The 15,594-nt window shown below is 36.5% G+C and carries 11 protein-coding genes; 6 read left to right on the forward strand and 5 right to left on the reverse strand.

The window, feature by feature from the left end; all coding sequences use genetic code 11:
- Nucleotides 1–24: 24 nt before the first annotated feature.
- Entirely contained in the window at nucleotides 25–999 is a 975-nt protein-coding gene (gene trpS / locus B0A68_RS12780) for a tryptophan--tRNA ligase (protein WP_035687178.1), read from the reverse strand.
- Between the two features lie 179 nt (nucleotides 1,000–1,178).
- Here trpS and B0A68_RS12785 point away from each other — a divergent pair, with 179 nt between their 5' ends.
- Nucleotides 1,179–1,934, forward strand: a complete 756-nt coding sequence (locus B0A68_RS12785) for a lysophospholipid acyltransferase family protein (protein WP_035687180.1) — start codon at nucleotides 1,179–1,181, stop codon at nucleotides 1,932–1,934.
- Between the two features lie 624 nt (nucleotides 1,935–2,558).
- Here B0A68_RS12785 and recA read toward each other — a convergent pair.
- The 4 genes from recA to B0A68_RS12805 form a co-directional block, all read right to left on the reverse strand.
- Nucleotides 2,559–3,566, reverse strand: a complete 1,008-nt coding sequence (gene recA, locus B0A68_RS12790) for a recombinase RecA (protein ID WP_035688384.1) — start codon at nucleotides 3,564–3,566, stop codon at nucleotides 2,559–2,561.
- A 182-nt stretch (nucleotides 3,567–3,748) separates the two neighbouring features.
- Nucleotides 3,749–4,258, reverse strand: coding sequence for an acyl-CoA thioesterase (locus B0A68_RS12795; RefSeq protein ID WP_035687182.1), 510 nt, complete (start codon nucleotides 4,256–4,258; stop codon nucleotides 3,749–3,751).
- Nucleotides 4,259–4,295: 37 nt separating this feature from the next.
- Nucleotides 4,296–4,679, reverse strand: a complete 384-nt coding sequence (locus tag B0A68_RS12800) for a hypothetical protein (RefSeq protein WP_035687184.1) — start codon at nucleotides 4,677–4,679, stop codon at nucleotides 4,296–4,298.
- Nucleotides 4,680–4,686: 7 nt separating this feature from the next.
- Nucleotides 4,687–5,835, reverse strand: coding sequence for a DNA polymerase III subunit (locus B0A68_RS12805; protein WP_035687186.1), 1,149 nt, complete (start codon nucleotides 5,833–5,835; stop codon nucleotides 4,687–4,689).
- A 433-nt stretch (nucleotides 5,836–6,268) separates the two neighbouring features.
- On the opposite strand from B0A68_RS12805, the gene B0A68_RS12810 reads away from it, so the two are divergent.
- The 5 genes from B0A68_RS12810 (at nucleotide 6,269) to B0A68_RS12830 (ending at nucleotide 15,478) form a co-directional block, all read left to right on the forward strand.
- Nucleotides 6,269–6,721: a hypothetical protein gene (locus B0A68_RS12810; RefSeq protein ID WP_035687191.1), complete on the forward strand. Its 453-nt coding sequence runs from the start codon at nucleotides 6,269–6,271 to the stop codon at nucleotides 6,719–6,721.
- A 196-nt stretch (nucleotides 6,722–6,917) separates the two neighbouring features.
- Nucleotides 6,918–8,210 (forward strand): hypothetical protein, encoded by a 1,293-nt coding sequence (locus tag B0A68_RS12815; RefSeq protein WP_035687193.1) that lies wholly within the window; start codon nucleotides 6,918–6,920, stop codon nucleotides 8,208–8,210.
- A gap of 104 nt (nucleotides 8,211–8,314) precedes the next feature.
- A complete protein-coding gene (locus tag B0A68_RS12820) occupies nucleotides 8,315–8,728 on the forward strand; it encodes a hypothetical protein (RefSeq protein WP_035687196.1) in 414 nt (137 codons plus the stop codon).
- A gap of 71 nt (nucleotides 8,729–8,799) precedes the next feature.
- Complete coding sequence (gene sprC, locus B0A68_RS12825; protein WP_316930999.1) at nucleotides 8,800–10,200, forward strand: gliding motility protein SprC; 1,401 nt, start codon at nucleotides 8,800–8,802, stop codon at nucleotides 10,198–10,200.
- A gap of 1 nt (nucleotide 10,201) precedes the next feature.
- The gene (locus B0A68_RS12830) at nucleotides 10,202–15,478 is read left to right on the forward strand and encodes a PorP/SprF family type IX secretion system membrane protein (RefSeq protein WP_089069740.1); all 5,277 of its coding nucleotides are present in this window, start codon (nucleotides 10,202–10,204) and stop codon (nucleotides 15,476–15,478) included.
- The last annotated feature ends 116 nt before the right edge of the window (nucleotides 15,479–15,594 follow it).

Genomic DNA, 15,594 nt, shown 5'->3' on the forward strand with positions numbered 1-15,594 from the left:
GCTTTAAATTTTTATGTAGTTTTTTTATTTCCCAAACCCAAGAACTTCACGAACTTTTGCCAAAACTCCGTCGGCGATAACAGAAGCTTTTGAAGCTCCTTTTTTCAACAACGTATCTACTTCTTCCAGATTGTTGATGTAGTAATTGTATTTTTCTCTTTCGGTTTTGAATTTTTCTGTAATCAATTCAAAAAGAGCCTGTTTTGCATGACCGTAACCATAATTTCCGCCGAGGTAATTTGCTCGCATTGCTGCAATTTGATTTTCATCTGCAAGTAATGAGTAAATAGCAAAAGCATTGCAAGTATCAGGATTTTTAGGTTCTTCAAGCGGCGTGCTGTCCGTTTCTATGCTCATTACTTGTTTGCGCAAAGTTTTATCGTCAAGAAAAATATTGATAATATTATTGGCAGACTTACTCATTTTGCCTCCATTTGTACCAGGAATCAACATGCTGTCTTCTTGAATTTTAGCTTCTGGAATTACAAAAGTTTCTCCCATTTGGTGATTAAAACGAGAAGCGATATCACGTGTAATTTCTAAATGCTGTAATTGATCTTTTCCAACCGGAACAAATTCTGCATCGTACAATAAAATATCTGCAGCCATTAACATCGGATAAGTAAAAAGACCGGCATTTACATCATCAAGACGATCTGCTTTATCTTTAAAAGAATGTGCCAGCGTTAAACGCTGAAAAGGAAAAAAGCAGCTTAAATACCAGGTTAATTCTGTAGTTTGTACCACGTCAGATTGTCTGTAAAATGTTACTTTATCAGGATTAAGTCCGCAGGCAAGCCAGGCAGCAGCAGTGCTGTAGGTGTTTTCTCTTAATGTTTTACCATCTTTAATCTGCGTAATCGAATGTAAATCTGCAATAAACAAAAAAGATTCATTTGCTGGATTATTCGATAATTCGATTGCGGGAATAATTGCTCCCAATAAGTTGCCTAAGTGCGGTGTTCCTGTACTCTGAACACCAGTAAGTATTTTTGCCATTCTAGTTTTTTTCTTAACTGCAAAGGTCGTGATGTTTTTTTTAACCGCAAAGCCCGCAAAGATTTTCGCAAATTTTGTTGAACATTCTGAATGTTTTATAGTTTGATATCTCCACTTAAGTCTAATATTCTAAAAGTCTAATGATCTAAATTAACTTCTGTTTTATTACATTTGAAACCATGAAAGGATTAAAAATTATTTTTTGGGTATTGTGGAGAATTTGGTTCTATATTTTAATGGCCATTCCCATATTGATTATGCTGCCGTTTTTGTTGATTTCTATTATATCCGAAAGTGGTTATCCGTATTTTTTTAAAATGGCTCGCATATGGGCCCGATTCATCCTCTTCGGGATGGGATTTTATTATAAAATCGAGCGTCAGGAAAAGCTGCTTAAGAATAAAAGTTATATGATTGTTGCCAATCATACTTCTATGACAGACATCATGTTAATGCTCGTGATTATTAAAAATCCGTTTGTTTTTGTTGGAAAACAAGAATTAGTAAAAATTCCGTTGTTTGGTTTTTTCTATAAAAGAACCTGTATTTTGGTTGATAGAAATTCGTCAAAAAGTAAAAATGAAGTTTTTGCGAGAGCTCAAAGTCGTCTAAATCAAGGATTAAGTATTTGTATTTTCCCAGAAGGAGGAGTTCCTGACGACGAAAGTGTTTTGCTGGACGAATTTAAAGACGGAGCTTTTAGATTGGCAATTGAACATCAAATTCCGATTGTTCCAATTGTTTTTGCAGACAATAAAAAACGTTTTTCTTATACTTTTTTGAGTGGAAGTCCTGGAATTATGCGCGGTAAAATTTTACCATTTATCGACACTTTAGGATTAACAATTGAGCGGAGAAAAGACCTTCGGGATCAAGTTAGACAAGTGATTTATAAAGGTTTACTCGAATTTAAAAAAGAAGATTTAAAAGAATAATTTCTAAAATATTAAAACCCGGCAGCTGCTCAAACTGCCGGGTTTTCTTTTGAACTAAAAACCCCTTTTTATATTCAAAAATTTATCTGTGAATTATTTTCTCTGAAATAAAACGTAATACTTTTTTAAATTTTAATTTGGTTTTTCTTCGGTTTTTATTCAACAACACTTCTAATTTCTCTTTCATGGCTAAATACAATAAAGGTTGATAATAAAGAGTTTAAGCTTTAAACTCAAGTTAAGGTTACATTTATATAGATAGCAAAACACAAAAAAGGTTGCGTCAAAAAGAAGAAAATTCTTTAAAGGATAAATAAAAACCCGCCGGTGGTAAGTTTCCAGCGGATTTTTATTGAATCTAAACAACCAAATTTATTCTAAAAAGTCTCGATAGGGATATTATGGCAGATATCTGCAAATCGAGCGTACTCTTAATTAAGATGATACTTTTATAAAATGGTTGCGTTGTTTTTTTTTATTTTTTTCGAAATAAGAAGAAATTATTTTTAAGAATTTAAAAATCAAGTAATTAATATATGAAGTAAACTATTGATTGTCTTGATAAAAAACGTATTGTGTAAAAAATTTGTCAAAAAAAAAGTCTGCAATTTGCAGACTTTTTTTTTATGCGTTGGCTAATTCTTTTATATGAGCTTTAATTTTCTCTTCTAATTCGTCAGCTAATTCAGGATTATCTTTAATCAAAGCTTTAACAGCATCACGTCCCTGGCCTAATTTTGTGTCTCCATAACTAAACCAAGATCCAGCTTTTTTAACAACTTCAAATTCAACTGCTAAATCAAGAATTTCTCCAGTTTTAGAAACTCCTTCTCCATACATAATGTCAAATTCGGCAGTTTTAAACGGCGGAGCAACTTTATTTTTAACGATCTTAACTTTAGTTCTGTTTCCGATTACGTTTTCTCCATCTTTAATTTGAGAAGAACGACGAATATCGATACGTACAGAAGCATAAAATTTCAAGGCATTACCACCGGTTGTAGTTTCAGGATTTCCGAACATAACACCAATTTTCTCACGCAGCTGGTTGATAAAGAAAACCGTACAATTTGTTTTGCTGATAGTTCCGGTTAACTTTCTCAAAGCCTGAGACATTAAACGAGCGTGAAGCCCCATTTTAGAATCTCCCATTTCGCCTTCAATTTCACTTTTTGGAGTCAATGCGGCAACCGAGTCAATTACCACAATATCTATTGCGCCAGAGCGAATTAAGTTTTCAGCAATTTCTAACGCCTGCTCTCCATTATCTGGCTGCGAAATGATTAAGTTTTCAATATCTACACCTAACTTTTCAGCATAATTTCTATCAAAAGCGTGCTCAGCATCGATAAAAGCAGCGATTCCGCCCGCTTTTTGAGCTTCTGCAATAGCGTGTAATGTTAATGTAGTCTTACCAGAAGATTCTGGACCGTATATTTCAATTATTCTTCCTTTTGGATATCCATTTACTCCTAGAGCCAAATCAACCCCAAGGGAGCCAGAAGAAATCGTTTCTACCTCTACAATGGCTTTGTCGCCCATTTTCATTACGGTACCTTTTCCGTAAGTTTTATCTAATTTGTCAAGCGTTAACTGCAGCGCTTTTAATTTGGCATCTTTTTCTGAACTCATGTTTTCTTTTTCTTTTTCTTTTTCTTTCATGTAAATTTTTATAATTTTTTCATTTTCAAAAACAAATCAGAAATTTGATAACTTGCTGATTAAGATTTGATCCAGGCTTGTAAGGTTGTAAAAATACTTCTTTTTTTTGATGTACCGCTACCTCAAATTGTTCCAAATTGTCACAAATTTCATTATAAAAACAGAGCCTTTAATTCTGTGGCATCAGAAGGTTTTATTTTTCCGGCCAGCAGTAAACTTAATTGCTTACGGCGCAGAGCAGCATCAAAACGTTGTATTTCTAATTCGGTTTCCGGCTGTATAGGCGGTACTTCTACTGGTCTTCCTGTATCATCAACGGCAACAAATGTATAGATAGCTTCATTGGCTTTGGTTCTGTTTCCAGATTCACGGTCTTCTACCCAGACATCTATAAAAACTTCCATAGAACTTTTAAAAGATCTTGAAACTTTTGCTTCGACCGTTACAACGCTTCCCAGCGAAATGGCTCTATTAAAAGCAACGTGATTTACAGAAGCAGTAACTACAATTCGGCGTGAATGTCTGCGTGCTGCAATACTCGCCGCACGATCCATACGGGCTAATAATTCGCCGCCAAATAGATTATTTAAAGGATTTGTTTCACTCGGCAAAACTAAATCAGTTAAGATTGTTAAGGATTCTGATGGGTGTTTTGGGTTCATTTCTTTTATGTAAAAATTTAAGATAATTTGTGGTCGATTAATTCAACCAATAGACAGCCATAACAGCTGGAATAAAATAAATAACAATGGTTCTCGCACCATCGTAGTCTTTGGCTAATCTTTGTCCGAAAAGCATCATTAATAAACATATACATGAAAATATTGCGCCGTAAAAACCATATTCACGACCGCTGTTTGTTAACAATTGAATTGCTCCCACTACACATAAAACTCCAGAAATTAATTCTAAAATTAAGAGATGAAGTAAAGCAAGCGGCACCTGATTTCTTAATGGTGTTTTGGCAAAATGTCCTTTAAGCCATTCGACATTGTCTTTCCAGTAAAAAATCTTTTCATAGCCTGATTGTAAAAACGTTAAAGCTAAAAAAGCTAATAATAAAATTGAGGCAACATTATTCATTTGAAAACTATTTTTTATGAATTAAACGTGTAAGCTTTATAGATAAATCGGTCAAAATTATTTTCGCATTTCCGTTTCTTTCTATATGATACATTGCATCAGAAAGCTCTTTGAAAATCTCATGAATGTTATTTCCGTTTACAAATGGAGCAAAATTTTCGAGTTTAAATTTATCTACTTTTGGTTCTATGTAGACCAAAGTTGGCGCCTGATAATTTAGCAAAAGTGCCTGTCTGAACATTTCGATACAAAACTGAATAAATTTTTTCTGGCTTTCTCGACCTAGCGAGGCAATTTCTTCACTCCAAGAAATAAGATCCTGAATTGCCGCGGCATTTCCTTTTGCTCTAAAAGCCGCACGAACCCAGTTGACAAACCATTGCTCAAACGGATATTCTGAATCATCCTCTTTTAACAAATGCAGTGCTTTATTAAAATTTCCCTGTGCCTGATGTGCAATTTTTTTTGCCAGATTAGAGTCTATATTTTCTTGTGAAACCAAAGCTTCTGCAATTACTTTTTCCGGAAGTCCGTTAAAGTGAATTACCTGACAGCGAGAACGTATGGTTTGAATAATATCTTCTTCATTTTCAGAAATCAGAATAAAAATGGTTTTATCCGAAGGTTCTTCCAGAAGTTTTAATAGTTTGTTGGATGCTGCAATATTCATTTTATCGGCCATCCAGATAATCATGATTTTATAACCGCCTTCGTAAGATTTAAGTGCAAGCGATTTTAAAACTTCCTGTGCATCTTCGACCCTGATTTCTCCTTGTTTGTTCTGAACGCCTAGAATTTTATACCAATCAAATAAACCGCCGTATGGCATTTCCTGAATAAAAGAACGCCAATCCTGAATGAAATCTAAACTTTTGGGTTTTGTTTTTACATCTTCGGTGGTTACTGTGGGATAAATAAAATGCAGATCGGGATGCGAAATGTTTTCAAACTTAAGATTGCAGGAATCATTTCCGTTTGAGTTTTCTGTACCGGTATTACTGCATAATATATATTGCGCGTAGGCAATGGCTGCTGATAATGTGCCGCTTCCTTCTGGCCCAACGAATAATTGAGCGTGCGGAATTCTGCCAGAAGCCGCACTTTTTATCAGGTGGCTTTTGATGTAATCTTGACCTAAAATTTGAGAAAATTGCATGAAGCAAAGATAGAAGAAAATGATGGAGTCAAAAATATTCGGCAAAAAGATTCTTGAGAGGCTGTAAATTTTTTTTGGAAAATGTTTTTAACTAATTTTTTTTCGTTTTTTGAGTCAGCTTTTGTTAATAACAGGCTTAAAGTGAACAGATATCAGCTGTTTTTTGTTAATATTTTTTCGGGAAAAACGACGAACGTAAGTTTTTTTTTATTATTTAAAGTAAAAATTTCGAATTTTTTATAGCGATTTTCTTATCGTTTAAGTTTTATTAAATTTAACATAAAGCGCGTTAAAACGCACATTTTCTCGACATAAGGGGTTTTTTTAAGTTTTTTTTAAGATTTTTTTTTGAAAAAAAAATTCAATAAAGTTGTAGTTTAAGTTAATTTATATATTTTTGTTTTTATCAACAACCAATTATAAAATAGAATATATGAAAGGGAAAATTATTTTATTTAGTGCATTTTTTATCTTAACTGCTGCAGCGGCTTCTGCCCAAGCAAAAAATGCGCCAAGAAGTATTATTAGTACAACAGCTCTTATCCGCAAGTACCACGATCAAAAAGAATTGAGTGGAATGCAAAAAGGAGAACTTTTGGAATTGTACATTGAGCGTATTAAAGTATTAGTTAAAACGCTCCCTTACATCGCGTTGGTTACAAAACCTGGCGTTACGATGGCGGACTTAGGTATTCCAGACGACAGTGAGCACAAAAAAGTTTTAGATAACCAAGCTGTTGGTACGTCTGCATTCTTGGATACTACTGTAGAATTTCAAAGAAAAATGATGCCTTACTCTGATAAAGGTAACTTGATCGCTGCAATTTTATTTTACGAAAGTACATTGAAATCATTACACGAGTTCAACGACTTGAACGAAATGTAATAAAAAATATTTTTTTTTAAACCTTTTTTGAATTGTTTACGTAGATGGATTAGATTTCAAAAACGTGGATGATTAAAAAAGAAATAAAAACAATAACTCATTCTCGGTGTTCTGAATCCATCAGAACTCGAGAAGAGTTATTATAGTATTACGCATACGCATCCCAAATTTATTATTAACCTAATACACCTTTGTCATGAAAAAAATCACTCAAATGATCTGTGTTCTTTTGACAGTTACAAGTATGACTGCTCAACAAGAAAAAGGAATTATGGGCTACAACAATTGGTTAAATAACTGGACTGAGTTTAAGCCAAACAAAGTAGACTATGGAGAAGCAAACCAAATTTTAGCAGGAAACATTTCTACTAATACTAAATTGCTAAAAAAGAACATTTATGTTCTACAAGGTAACGTTTATGTTACAAACAATGCTGTTTTAACTATTGAACCAGGTACTTTAATTATCGGTGATTTCGAAACAAAAGGAACATTGGTAGTTACAAAAGGTGCACAGCTTGTTGCTGACGGTTTAGAAACAGATCCAATTGTATTTACTTCAAACAGAAGCCAGAAAAAAGCTGGAGACTGGGGTGGAGTTGTTATTCTTGGAGATGCACCAATCAACAAATTTGGAAATGTTGGTTCTTACAACTTAGATCTTGATCCTTCTTTAACTACTTACGGTGGTGATAAAGTGGAATCAAACTCTGGTATCTTAAGATTTGTTAGAATCGAATTTGCAGGTAAAAAAGTTAAAGGTGTTGATACTTTTAATGGTTTGACTGTTGCAGGTGTTGGAAACAAAACAATTTTTGACAATGTAATGGTAAGCTACTCTGGTGGTGATTCATTTGCCTTTTTTGGAGGTGATATCAACGCTACTAAATTAGTATCTTACAAATCTATAAACGATGACTTCAAATTTACACAAGGTGTACAATGTCGTTTATTTAACTCATTAGCAGTTAGATCTTCTTACTTATCTAGTAACAAAGACGGATCTCGTTGTTTAGAGGTAAAATCATTCGAAAAGAAAAGCGAAACAGATTTTACTAAAAAACAAACTTTTGTTGCAGCTACAAACATCACGTTACTTAACGACAGCGAAAACATTAAAGCTGATATCCAATCAGGTTTAGTAAAAGAAGCTGTATATGTTGCTGAAACTGCTTCTCTAGAAATGAAACGCAGTGTGATCTCTGGATTTAATCCTGCAGTTTTATTAGACAGCAAAACGGAAATCAATGATGCCAACCTTAAGAAAATCAAATTTGAAGAAATGTACTTCAACCTTTGTAATGGAAACATTTTTACAGAGTACAATTCTAACAATGAAGATTTAGAGAGCTGGTACGGAAACAGTGTGTTTTTCAACGTTTATTCTCAAAGTAATAACAGAGAAACATTCATTGACATTTTCAACCCTAAAAAGCCAGATTTTAGACTTCAATTAGGAAAAATCACAGCATCTAGCGGCAATAGATAAATAGATTTCGATTTTTATTTCACAGAGCGTAAATTTTATTAATAAAGTCCGTCCCCAGACACAATTTAATCGTCTCACTGGACCCAAATAAAGATCAAGACATAATGGCTATATCTACGAGAAAGTATTTATTATATACAATATTTTTGGTTTCGCCTATTTCGTTAAGTCTATTTGCACAAACAACAGCAGAAAAACCTACGTTTACTGCTGCGGGTAAGTGCGCCTTGACTGCGAGTAGCTTGCTTAATCAAACAAATGATAATGCTGGTTCTGAAATCAGCAAATTAGATAATTGTCATCAGTTTATAGCAAAGTTGTCCACCCCCAAGGACAGCTTTGCTATTGCAGCTGAGACCGATAATTCATCTACAGAGTGCCAGGAAAACGCCGTAATTAGTGCTACTTCAATACTTGCAAAAGATATTATTGAAAACTACAAATATGACTTTTCTGAAACATTTATCGATATTTTATTTTTTGAACGTATAGATTTATCACGAACACGTAATATATGATTCAAAAAACTACTTTATTTTTTACAAAATTACTTATTTTATTTAGTATAATTCTTTGTGCTGAATCAAACATGTATGCCCAAACAATTGTCCCGCAACAACTTGGTTATCCAAGAATATGTGCGGGTCTTATTGTTGCGGGAAAGCCTTTTAATGAATACAATGCAACTTTTAGTTATGTTGATTTTCCGGCTGGTACTGTTTTCGAAGTAGAGCTTTCAAATGAAGTAGGAAATTTTACAACAACACATGCAACTACAACGGTTAAAGTTGTAGATAATCCCGGTTTACAACAACAGACGATCACCTTTGCAATTCCGACCGATTTAAAAGGTTCAGATACATACAGTCTTCGTGTAAAAGCCCTTACCAGTACACCCTCTTACAGTATTAAGTTTAAAAACTCTCAGGATTTAAACATTTTCCCAATCTATTACAGAACTTTTGTCGATTCGTTTTTTATAAATAACAAAAGTGCTACAGCTTCTTTTTGTGCCGGCGGCAGTATGACCCTTGCTATAGATGCTGCAACTGCAGAGACCCCGTCTTCACCTTTAGCTTTTACAAATCTAAAATATAAATGGTTCAAAGACGACGTATTAATTGCAGGACAAAGCGGTACAACGTTAGTGGTTAATACAGCAGGTGTTTATTTTGCTCAAATTGATTATGGAGGATGTCTTGATGAAAACTTCAGTTCGAACCGTGTTACAGTTTCCTCCTCTGCCGGAGGTTCTGCTGTTACTATTACTTCCAGTTTAGGAAACCCTTTTTGTGCCGGTGGTACAGGAACAGTTCTAACGGCTACATCTGGTAACAAGTACCAATGGAAAAAAGACGGAGTAGTAATTGCAGGAGCGACAAACAGAACATATTCTACAAATGAATCTGGTGTTTACAGCGTAGATATAGATTTTGGAGGATGTAATGCTACAGGAAGTATTAATTTAAGCAGTAATGGATTTGATGCCAGTATTGATGTTGCAGATAGTTATCAATTAAAAGAAGGAGAAACCTTAAACGTTTCTGTTACTACAGATGCGTCGGCTCCTACATTTGAATGGTTTTTAAATGGAAATCTAATTTCTGGGGCTTCGTCTTCTAGTTATTCAATTTCTGTTAGAGGTCAATATAAAGTTAAAATTTCACAGGCTTCTGGTTGTGTAGCTACAAAAGAATTTAGTTTTAGAATTACTTCAGAAACAGATTCAAAAACAAGCGTTATTCCAAATGTTGTAAAATTAGGCGGTATGTATCCTTACTGGAATCTGCCTGATGAATATAAAACAGATGCAACCAAAATAATAATTTTGAGTTCCAATGGAGATGTCATTTATGATGATATTGGAAGTAATTACGATCCTGAACTCAACTCATTTATTAAAGATTATAAAAATGTCAATCCCGTATATTACTATGTCATTAAATCTGACAGTGGTGAAAAAAAAGGATCAATAACTGTCATAAAATAATATGAAGAAAATTTTACTATTCATCACTTTATTTTACAGTTTTTCAACTTTACTCTATTCTCAGGAGACGGCTTCTAAGGATGGAGTTGTTTCGTTTTCGTTACCCATTAGAAATTCTTTAAAGTTTAATAGATATTTAATAAACCCAGCTTTCAGTTTTGTTAGAGAACAGAATGCCTACATCAGTTTCTATAACAAGAGACAGTGGACACAGTTCGAAAACTCTCCAAACAGTTACTTGTTTGGTTATTCTGGACGTTTTAGAGAGAATGAAGCTTTTGCTTTTGGTTTGTTTCAGCAAAATTATGGTTTAATGACTGTCTTTGGCGGTGTTGCCAATTTTGCGCACAATATTGTCTTAGCTCAGGACAGTAATCTAACCTTTGGTTTAAATGTTGGTGCTTACTCGAGTGCTTTAGACAAAGGGAAAATTATTTCAGATGATACTTCAATCTCTGGAGGAGAGTATCCATCAAACACTTTGCTTACTGTTAATCCTGGTATTAACTACGGAAATGCTTTTCTGGATTTCGGAGTTTCGGTAAACAATTTAGTACTTTACAATTTTGGATCAGGAATGATAAAAGACGATCCGGAAAGAGCAATTGTACTGCATGGAATGTACACAGGCTATATTGATAGCTACGGTTTTTTTGACAGAAGTAAATTTTCTGGAATAGTAAAGACCGAACTTAAAATGGATAAAACAGTTATTTCCGGACTTGCCATGATTGCCGTTCCAAAAGGAGTTTGGGCACAGGCTGGATATAATACACTATATGGAGTTTCTGCTGGTTTAGGTTTCAATATTTCACCAAGTATCGCAATCGAATACAATTACGAGAGAGGAATGGGGAATTTTGCTAATCTAGGAGGCTCACATGAATTTGCTATTGCATATAAATTCAAAAACAAAAATTACTATTACGGAGATGATGAAGAGGGCGCACTTATAGATCCTTCCAGAGCAAAACCAGTAATGGCAAAACCGTCAGCAGCTACAACAGCAGCAAGAGAAAGCGGTGCAGAAAAAGCAAGATTGGCTGCAGAAGCTAAAGCAAAAGCAGATGCCGAAGCTAAACAAGTACGACTAGCTGCCGCTGAAAAAGCAAAAGCAGATGCAGCAGCTGCCACAGCCGCAAGACTAGCCGCAGCCGATAAAGTGAAAGCCGATGCTGCCGCAGCCGCAGCCGCGAGACTAGCCGCAGCAGAAAAAGTAAAAGCAGATGCCACAGCCGCCGCTGCCGCAAAACTAGCCGCAGACAATAAATCAAAAGCAGATGCTGAAGCTGTTAAAATAAAATTAGCTGCCGATGCTAAAGCAAAAGCCGATGCTGCTGCCGCTGCAAGAGCACAAACAGCAACTGCAAACAGAGCAGTAGCTGCAACACAAAAAACACAAGCACAATTAGCCGCTGATAAAGTTAGAGCCGATGCTGAAGAACGCAGATTAAAATTAGCTGCAGACAATAAAGCAAAAGTTGATGCTGCTGCTGCTGCGAGAGCTCAAGCAATTGCAAACAAACCAAATGCTACAGCAGAGCAAAAAACAGCTGCACAATTGGCTGCTGATAAATCTAAAGCCGATGCTGAGGCAATGAGAATAAAATTAGCCGCGGATGCTAAAGCAAAAGCCGATGCAGAATCTCAGGCTAAACAAACAGCTGCCGCTGCACAAAAAACACCAGCTCAATTAGCTGCTGATCAATCTAAAGCAGATGCAGAAGCATTAAGAATAAAATTAGCAGCAGATGCTAAAGCAAAAGCCGATGCAGAATCGCAGGCTAAACAAACAGCCGCTCCGGCAACGCCTGCTGCTGCACAAAAAACAGCTGCAGAATTAGCCGCTGATAAAGCAAAAGCAGATGCAGAAGCAGCTGCTAAAGCAAGACTTGTCGCTGCTGAAAAAGCAAAAGCCGATGCAGAAGCACTTCAGGCAAAACTTGCTGCAGACAATAAAGCAAAAGCAGACGCCGCAGAAGCAAAACGTAAAGCCGATGCAAAAGCTAAAGCAGAAGCTGCAGATTTACAATCTATTTTGGCTGCAGATGCAAAAGCTAAAGCAGATTCTGATGCACTTCAAGCTAGATTAGCTGCAGAAGCAAAAGCAAAAGCTGCTGCCACTGCTAAAACTAAAACAAACATTGATGCTGCAAATAAAGCCGCTGCTGCCGCTGCATTAAAAGAGAAAGCTGCAGAAGAAGCTGCGCTTAAAGAGAAATTAGCTGCCGATGCAAAAGCAAAAGCAGATGCAGAAGCAAGACAAGCGCTTATAGCTGCAGAAGCAAAAGCAAAAGCTGATGCAGAAGCATTAAAAATAAAACAAGCTGCTGATGCAAAAGCAAAAGCAGAATCGGATGCGCAACAAGCAAAACTTGCTGCGGAAGCTAAAGCAAAAGCAGATGCTGATGCGATTCAGGCGAAATTAGCTGCAGACGCAAAATCTAAGGCTGATGCTGAAGCATTAAAAATAAAATTAGCTGCAGATGCAAAAGCGAAAGCCGATGCAGAAGCGCAACAAGCAAAATTAGCTGCCGATGCAAAAGCAAAAGCAGATGCTGACGCGGTTCAGGCAAAATTAGCTGCGGATGCAAAATCTAAAGCAGATGCAGAAGCGTTAAAAGTAAAAGAAGCTGCAGATGCAAAAGCAAAAGCAGACGCTGATGCACTTCAGGCTAAATTGGCTGCAGATGCGAAAGCTAAGGCTGATGCAGAAGCACAAGCAAAACTAGCTGCAGACGCAAAAGCAAAAGCAGACATGCAGGCTTTACAAGCGCAACTTTTAGCTGATGCCAGAGTTAAGGCTGATGCAGAAGCAACTGCAAAAGCAAAAGCTGACGCAGAAGCACAAAAATTACAAGTTGCTGAAGAAGCACGTCAGGCGAAATTAGCTGCCGATGCAAAAGCAAAAGCTGATGCAGAAGCTCAACAAGCTAAATTGGCTGCAGATGCAAAAGCTAAGGCTGATGCAGAAGCATTAAAAGTGAAACAAGCTGCTGAAGAAAAAGCTAAAGCTGCAGAAGAAGCACGTCAGGCGAAATTAGCTGCTGATGCAAAAACAAAAGCTGATGCAGAAGCACAACAAGCAAAATTAGCTGCTGATGCAAAAGCAAAAGCGGATGCAGAAGCACTTCAAGCAAAACTGGCTGCTGATGTAAAAGCTAAGGCTGATGCAGAAGCATTAAAAGTAAAACAAGCTGCTGAAGAAAAAGCTAAAGCTGCAGAAGAAGTACGTCAGGCGAAATTGGCTGCTGATGCAAAAACAAAAGCTGATGCAGAAGCACAACAAGCTAAATTGGCTGCAGATGCAAAAGCAAAAGCGGATGCAGAAGCACTTCAAGCGAAACTTGCTGCAGATGTAAAAGCTAAGGCTGATGCAGAAGCACTTCAAGTAAAACAAGCTGCTGAAGAAAAAGCTAAAGCTGCTGAAGAAGTACGTCAGGCTAAATTGGCCGCAGATGCAAAAGCAAAAGCAGATGCAGAAGCACTTGAGGTGAAACTGGCTGCCGATGCAAAAGCAAAAGCTGACGCAGAAGCACTTCAAGCAAAACTGGCTGCTGATGTAAAAGCTAAGGCTGATGCAGAAGCATTAAAAGTAAAACAAGCTGCTGAAGAAAAAGCTAAAGCTGCAGAAGAAGCACGTCAGGCTAAATTGGCTGCAGACGCAAAAGCAAAAGCAGATGCAGAAGCGCAACAAGCAAAATTAGCTGCAGATGCAAAAGCAAAAGCTGACGCAGAAGCGCAGCAAGCAAAATTAGCTGCTGATGCAAAAGCTAAGGCTGATGCAGAACAAAAAGCTAAAGTTGCAGAAGAAGCTCGTCAGGCTAAATTGGCCGCAGACGCAAAAGCAAAAGCTGATGCAGAAGCACTTCAAGCTAAATTGGCTGCAGATGCAAAAGCAAAAGCTGATGCAGAAGCATTAAAAGTACAACAAGCTGCTGAAGAGAAAGCAAGAGTTGCAGAAGAAACACGTCAGGCTAAACTGGCTGCCGATGCTAAAGCGAAAGCCGATGCAGAAGCACAGCAAGCTAAATTGGCTGCAGATGCAAAAGCAAAAGCTGATGCACAAGCATTAAAAGTACAACAAGCTGCTGAAGAGAAAGCAAGAGTTGCAGAAGAAGCACGTCAGGCTAAGTTAGCTGCAGATGCAAAAGCAAAAGCCGATGCAGAAGCGCAGCAAGCAAAAGCAGCGGCTGATGCAAAAGCAAAAGCGGATATGGCGGCAGCTCAAGCTAAATTATTAGCGGATCAAAAAGCAAAAGCTGATGCAGAAGCGTCAGAAAAAATAAGAGCTGAGGAAGAAAGCAGACAATTAAAATTAGCAGAAGAAGCACGTCAGGCAAAATTAGCTGCCGATGCTAAATTAGCTGCTGATGCAGCTGCGGCTGCTGCAAAAGCTGCTTCAACACCAAGTGATGAAACAGGAAAAGCAATTGAGAGTTTGACTCAGTCTATAGAAAGTTCAAGTAAAACACAAAACGATTTGCTGGCTAAGTTTAATACAACAGTGGCCAATAAACAAAAAGACTTGAATGACTTAAAAGAAGAGAATGATTTAAGTGAAAAAGGAATTTATAAAGAGCCAAAACCTTTCAAAAGTGTAGCTGCTGAGAACAGTCAGATTGAAGCATTGAAATTAGAACTTGCTGAAGCTAACAGAGCACAGAATGCTGAAATCGCTAAACTGACTAATTTGTATAATGAAAGAGTTAAAAAGTTCCCGAAAACGGATCCTTTGAACAAGGCTTATCTTGAGAAAATTAACCAGCTGAAAGCAGCTCAGTTAAAAATGGAACAAGATGGTGCAGCGTTACTTGCAGAGCTAGAACGTATCAAGGCTGAAATCGAAATTGAGAAAAAACGTAGAATTAAGCAGGCAGCATACGAGAATGATCAGGGAAGATATGCGCAGGACGTTGCCGCTCTTAAACGTATAAAAGAGAATACTAAAGTAAGCAGTACACCTCTAACGGCAAGTGATTTTGATTTTGGTGAAGACCAGTCGAATATGCAGATTATTAAGAATATTAAAAATTCTGAAAGCGGTTATTATATGATTATTGCAGTTCATAACAGTGTTCAAAAAAGAGATGAATTCTTAACAAAAGCAGTTGCTGCGGGCCGTTCAGATGTTAATTTCTTTTACAATATAGCAACAAGTAAATATTATATTTATTACGAGAAATTTGAAGGTTTATCTGAAGCGACCAAGGCGCTGGAGGCAAAAGGAAATAAACCTTATAATGGAAAAATGGCCATTGTAAAAGTGGAAAATTAGTAAGAGGATCAAATACAAATCAATATAAGTTACGTGCTTCTTAAACAGGTTAAGAAGCATTTGAAATAAGAGTTTTAAAGCGCAGAAATTTTATTATCTGATGCCCCTCAGAAAAT

Source organism: Flavobacterium reichenbachii (assembly GCF_002217435.1).
Classification (GTDB): domain Bacteria; phylum Bacteroidota; class Bacteroidia; order Flavobacteriales; family Flavobacteriaceae; genus Flavobacterium; species Flavobacterium reichenbachii.

Coding starts and splice junctions, on each gene's coding strand:
- B0A68_RS12795 (WP_035687182.1), bottom strand. CDS start 4,258: ATGAACCCAAAACACCCATCAGAATCCTTAACAATCTTAACTGATTTA.
- B0A68_RS12810 (WP_035687191.1), top strand. CDS start 6,269: ATGAAAGGGAAAATTATTTTATTTAGTGCATTTTTTATCTTAACTGCT.
- B0A68_RS12800 (WP_035687184.1), bottom strand. CDS start 4,679: ATGAATAATGTTGCCTCAATTTTATTATTAGCTTTTTTAGCTTTAACG.
- B0A68_RS12785 (WP_035687180.1), top strand. CDS start 1,179: ATGAAAGGATTAAAAATTATTTTTTGGGTATTGTGGAGAATTTGGTTC.
- B0A68_RS12805 (WP_035687186.1), bottom strand. CDS start 5,835: ATGCAATTTTCTCAAATTTTAGGTCAAGATTACATCAAAAGCCACCTG.
- sprC (WP_316930999.1), top strand. CDS start 8,800: ATGTATGCCCAAACAATTGTCCCGCAACAACTTGGTTATCCAAGAATA.
- B0A68_RS12820 (WP_035687196.1), top strand. CDS start 8,315: ATGGCTATATCTACGAGAAAGTATTTATTATATACAATATTTTTGGTT.
- B0A68_RS12815 (WP_035687193.1), top strand. CDS start 6,918: ATGAAAAAAATCACTCAAATGATCTGTGTTCTTTTGACAGTTACAAGT.
- trpS (WP_035687178.1), bottom strand. CDS start 999: ATGGCAAAAATACTTACTGGTGTTCAGAGTACAGGAACACCGCACTTA.
- B0A68_RS12830 (WP_089069740.1), top strand. CDS start 10,202: ATGAAGAAAATTTTACTATTCATCACTTTATTTTACAGTTTTTCAACT.
- recA (WP_035688384.1), bottom strand. CDS start 3,566: ATGAGTTCAGAAAAAGATGCCAAATTAAAAGCGCTGCAGTTAACGCTT.